At 60.8% G+C, this 4,368-nt stretch carries 6 protein-coding genes and 1 pseudogene; 2 read left to right on the top strand and 5 right to left on the bottom strand.

Annotation, left to right across the window (positions count from 1 at the left end; translation table 11 throughout):
• The 5 genes and pseudogenes from EN884_RS27325 to infC all read right to left on the bottom strand — a co-directional run.
• Positions 1 to 455: pseudogene (locus EN884_RS27325) on the bottom strand (phenylalanine--tRNA ligase subunit alpha); the annotation flags it as partial.
• Between the two features lie 153 nt (positions 456 to 608).
• On the bottom strand, positions 609 to 1,010 hold the full coding sequence (gene rplT / locus EN884_RS27320) for a 50S ribosomal protein L20 (protein WP_013528310.1): 402 nt from the start codon (positions 1,008 to 1,010) through the stop codon (positions 609 to 611).
• A 93-nt stretch (positions 1,011 to 1,103) separates the two neighbouring features.
• A complete protein-coding gene (rpmI, locus tag EN884_RS27315) occupies positions 1,104 to 1,307 on the bottom strand; it encodes a 50S ribosomal protein L35 (protein WP_006201248.1) in 204 nt (67 codons plus the stop codon).
• Between the two features lie 181 nt (positions 1,308 to 1,488).
• Entirely contained in the window at positions 1,489 to 2,136 is a 648-nt protein-coding gene (locus EN884_RS27310; protein WP_063169789.1) for an isoprenylcysteine carboxylmethyltransferase family protein, read from the bottom strand.
• Positions 2,137 to 2,299: 163 nt separating this feature from the next.
• Positions 2,300 to 2,836, bottom strand: coding sequence for a translation initiation factor IF-3 (gene infC, locus EN884_RS27305; RefSeq protein WP_013528312.1), 537 nt, complete (start codon positions 2,834 to 2,836; stop codon positions 2,300 to 2,302).
• A 220-nt stretch (positions 2,837 to 3,056) separates the two neighbouring features.
• On the opposite strand from infC, the gene EN884_RS27300 reads away from it, so the two are divergent.
• A complete protein-coding gene (locus EN884_RS27300; protein WP_063169788.1) occupies positions 3,057 to 3,827 on the top strand; it encodes an alpha/beta hydrolase in 771 nt (256 codons plus the stop codon).
• The coding region (locus EN884_RS27295; RefSeq protein WP_206617652.1) for a benzoate/H(+) symporter BenE family transporter at positions 3,827 to 4,368 on the top strand (542 nt) is incomplete at its 3' end. The genes EN884_RS27300 and EN884_RS27295, both read left to right, overlap by 1 nt.

Below are 4,368 nucleotides of genomic sequence, written 5' to 3'. Positions count from 1 at the left end.
GGAAAATTCAGCGCGGTGAAATTGTAATAGTCGGTCTCGATATCGGGACCTTCCGCGATGGAGAAACCGAGATCGCCGAAGATCGCGGCAATCTCGTCGATGACTTGGCTGATCGGATGGATACGGCCGCGCTCGGCCGGCGACTGCCGCACCGGCAACGTCACGTCGACCTTTTCGGCGGCGAGGCGGGCGGTGATCGCCACATCCTTGAGCTCAGCCTTGCGGGCAGTCAGCGCGTCGGTGACGCGGTTCTTGAGGCCGTTGATGGCCGGGCCTTTGATCTGGCGCTCCTCGGCGGTCATGGCGCCAAGTGTCTTCAGCATCTCGGACACGCTGCCCTTCTTACCGAAAGCAGCGATGCGCACGGCCTCGATGGCCGGCTCATCGGCGGCCGAGGCGATCTCGGCCAGAAGTGAGTTTTCAAGCGTATCCAGGCCAGTGGTTGCGTCGTTCACGGTCAAACTCGCTGCGTTGGGAGGTCGGCCTCAAAGTGAAAGTCACTCCTAAAGTGAAATCACTCCAAGGATCAGGCAAAAGAAAAACCCGCGCCAGCCGTGCCAGCGCGGGTTCCCCAAATCAGAATTGCGAATGCTTGGGAAGCGCTGGTCTTAGGCGACAGCGCTTTCAAAAGCGTTCGGCGTGGTGTTCTTCAGATATTCGAGCGCCACCTTGGCCTTGGCGACCAGGGCCGCGAAAGCCTGCGGCTCGTGGATGGCCATGTCCGACAGGATCTTGCGATCGATCTCGATGCCCGACTTGTTGAGGCCGTCGATGAAGCGGCCATAGGTCAGGCCATGCTCGTGGGTCGCGGCGTTGATGCGCTGGATCCACAGCGCGCGGAAGGAGCGCTTGCGGTTCTTGCGGTCGCGGTAAGCGTATTGCAGCGACTTTTCCACCGCCTGCTTGGCGATGCGGATGGTGTTCTTGCGGCGGCCGTAGAAGCCTTTCGCGGCTTTCAGGACCTTCTTGTGCTTGGCGTGCGAAGTGACGCCTCTTTTTACGCGTGCCATGTCATGATCTCCTTAAAAGCAATTCCAGGAAAAGTGCCTTGCGGTTTTCCGTTCGGAATTGCGTAAAACAAATGCGTGTCCGGACCGAATGCCTTAGAGGCCGTTCGGCAGAAAATTCTTGATGACCTTCTTGCCATCCGGTTCAGCCAGAACCATCGTGCCGCGGGCATTTCGAATGAACTTGTTGGAACGCTTGATCATGCCGTGACGCTTGCCGGCCGCAGCCGACAGGACTTTACCCGTACCTGTGATCTTGAACCGCTTCTTGGCGGCCGATTTGGTCTTCATCTTGGGCATTTTGCTACTCCGTATTGTTGGCGCACTATCGCGCTTCTTGTTCGCTTCAGGCCGACCAAAGCCCGAAAAGCAAATGAAACCGCCACGGCATGCCCTGCCGGGCGGTTTTCTTGAACGGCGGTGCTATACGTCAAAGACGGCCCGCGCGCAACACCTGTGGAGATGCGGCGCTGTGTCCTCGTCAGGGCAGCGTGAACCAGACCGGCAACATGCCTGACAGCTGGGCGCCGTCGATCAATTCGAAGGCCGGCAGCGCGATCAGAAACACCAGGCCGTCGAGCAGCGTGGTCAACAGCAGGCGCGGCTTGAAGTTTCCGGTATCGCCCTCCTGGTAGAGCGACAGTTTCGGGAAGAAGCGCGGCACCCGCGCCAGATAGGCCTGATACGGCGCGCCGAGCGCTTCCTTGAGGAACTTCTCCTCGCGCAGGATGACGATATGGAACGCCCCCGCGCACAAAAGCCCGAAGAGGATGATACCGGAGAACGAACCGATCTGCGCGCCGACACCGGCTGCGGCTACGGTCGAGAACACATAGAGCGGGTTGCGGGTGATCGAGTAAGGCCCGCCAGTCACCACCTCGGACGATTTGCGCCCGCCTATGTAGAGTGTCGCCCAAAGGCGGCCCACGATGCCGAGGAAAATCAGCAGCACGCCGAACATTTCGATCGTCTCGTGCACGGCTGTGTCGGGCGGAAACGTCGATTGGCCAAATAGCAATGCTGCAAACAGCACGACCACGAGAACGGCAAGCACTATGCGGCGCATATGCTGGTAATTGCCCAGCCCGCGTTTGAAGTCCACGTCCGAAACCTTGACTTCATCGACCATAGTGAATCCGATCGTCAGGAATTTTGCCGGCGATCGCAGCGTCTGAACAAGAAGAAGGCGTCCCGCCGATCGCCGGGACGCCTTGCGATGTGATTCAGGCGGATTTAAGCGCGATGGCCAAGCCTGACGTCATCGTGATCCTAGATACGCGCCGATGCAGATCTTAGCGCGGCGACAGCACCATCATCATCTGGCGGCCTTCGAGCTTCGGTTCCGCTTCGACCTTGGCAATCGTCGCCACTTCCTCGCGGACCTTGTTCAGAAGCTGCATGCCGAGTTCCATATGCGCCATCTCGCGGCCACGGAAGCGCAGCGTCAGCTTGACCTTGTCGCCTTCCTCGAAGAAGCGGCGAACCGCCTTCATCTTGGTCTCGTAGTCATGGCTGTCGATGTTCGGGCGCATCTTGATCTCCTTGATCTCGATGACCTTCTGGTTCTTGCGCGCCTCGGCCGCCTTCTTCTGGTTGGCGTATTTCAACTTGCCGAGATCAAGGATCTTGACGACGGGGGGCACCGCGTTGGGCGATATCTCGACGAGATCGAGCCCGGCCTCTTCGGCCAGCAGCAATGCGTCGTTGATGGAAACATCGCCGCGGTTCTGGCCTTCGGCGTCGATAAGCTGGACCCGGGGAACCCGGATGTCACGGTTGGAGCGCGGGCCATCCTTGGTCGGCGCCGCTGCTTTGAAAGGTCTGCGAATGGTCGTGGTCTCCTTGGCCGTTTCGTTCAGGATTTGTCAGTGTTGATGCATGGACGCGCCAATGTGGTGAGCGCGCGGGCGGAGTCAATAGCACAGCATTGACAGAAAATCACCCTGATCGCTGTCCTGCACCAAACAAAGAACATAGTGAGCACTTTTCGCCACGCCACCGACCGTGCCACAAGAATCCCGCGCCAGAAGAGGGCCTGAGGAAAAAGCCATGACCGCAACGCCCCCCGTCTTTATGGATGTCGATGGATCGCGCATCGCGGTGCGCCATACTGCTGGCTCTGCGCCCGGCATCGTCTGGCTCGGCGGCTACAAGTCGGACATGCTGGGCGCGAAGGCGCAGACGCTGTCGGACTGGGCGGCAAAAGAAGGCCGCGCCTTTCTGCGCCACGATTATTCCGGCCATGGCGAATCCGGCGGCGCCTTTGCCGACGGCACGATTTCGACATGGCTTGCACAAAGCCTTGCCGTGTTCCGGCATTTCACCAAGGGCAAACAGATCCTGGTCGGCTCCTCGATGGGCGCCTGGATCGCGCTGCGCATGGTGCAGGAATTGCGCGAGGCTGATGACAGCAACGTCGCCGGCCTGGTGCTGCTGGCGCCGGCACCGGATTTTACCGCTGAACTGATCGAACCGGTGCTGACCAAGGCGCAGAAGCGCGATCTCGCCAAAAAAGGTTTCTTCGAAGAGCCGTCGGACTATTCCACGGAACCCTACATCTACACCCGCGCCCTGATCGAGGACGGGCGCGACAACCTGACAATGACAGGCCCGATCGACACCCATTGCCCGGTGCATATCCTGCAGGGCCTGGCCGATGCGGATGTGCCGGCAAGCCATGCACTGAAGCTGGTCAGCCTGCTGCCCGCCGACGACGTGACCCTGTCGCTGATCCCTGACGGCGACCATCGCCTGTCGCGACCGCAGGATCTCGACATGCTGGTGCGGGCCGTCGATGCGATGGCGCAGAGGGGAAACTGATGCGCCTTTCCATTCCGATATCCGCCTTCGTCGCGGCGATCGTCGGCTTCGGCGGCACGCTGGCCATCGTCATCGCCGCCGCCAACGCAGTCGGCGCGACGCAGATCGAGACGGCAAGCTGGGTGACGACGATCTGCCTGGCCATGGCGATCGAGAGCCTGTGGCTGTCATGGCGCACGAAAATGCCAGTCATCACCGCCTGGTCGACGCCGGGCCTGGCGCTGATCGCGGCATCGAGCGGCTTTTCGATGGGTGAGGCCGTCGCCGCCTTCATCGTCACCGGCGTCCTTCTGATCGCCACCGGGCTGTTTCGGCCCCTGACGAAGCTGATCTCGAGAATACCGCCTTCCGTCGCCTCGGGCATGCTGGCCGGTATCGTCGTCACCTTCGCGCTCAATGCGGTGAAGACCATTCCCATCGACCCGTGGCTGATCCTGCCGCTGATTGCAGCCTTCTTCGTCATCCGCCTGTTCAACCCGGCGCTGTCGGTGCTGGCGGTGCTGATCGGCGGCGGCCTCCCCGCTTTCCTCACCGGCCGTGT

This window comes from Mesorhizobium sp. M7A.F.Ca.AU.001.01.1.1, from assembly GCF_004022735.1.
GTDB lineage: Bacteria > Pseudomonadota > Alphaproteobacteria > Rhizobiales > Rhizobiaceae > Mesorhizobium > Mesorhizobium ciceri.
The sequence above is the reverse complement of the archived record's forward strand: the minus strand, read 5'-3'. Positions and strand labels throughout refer to the sequence as shown.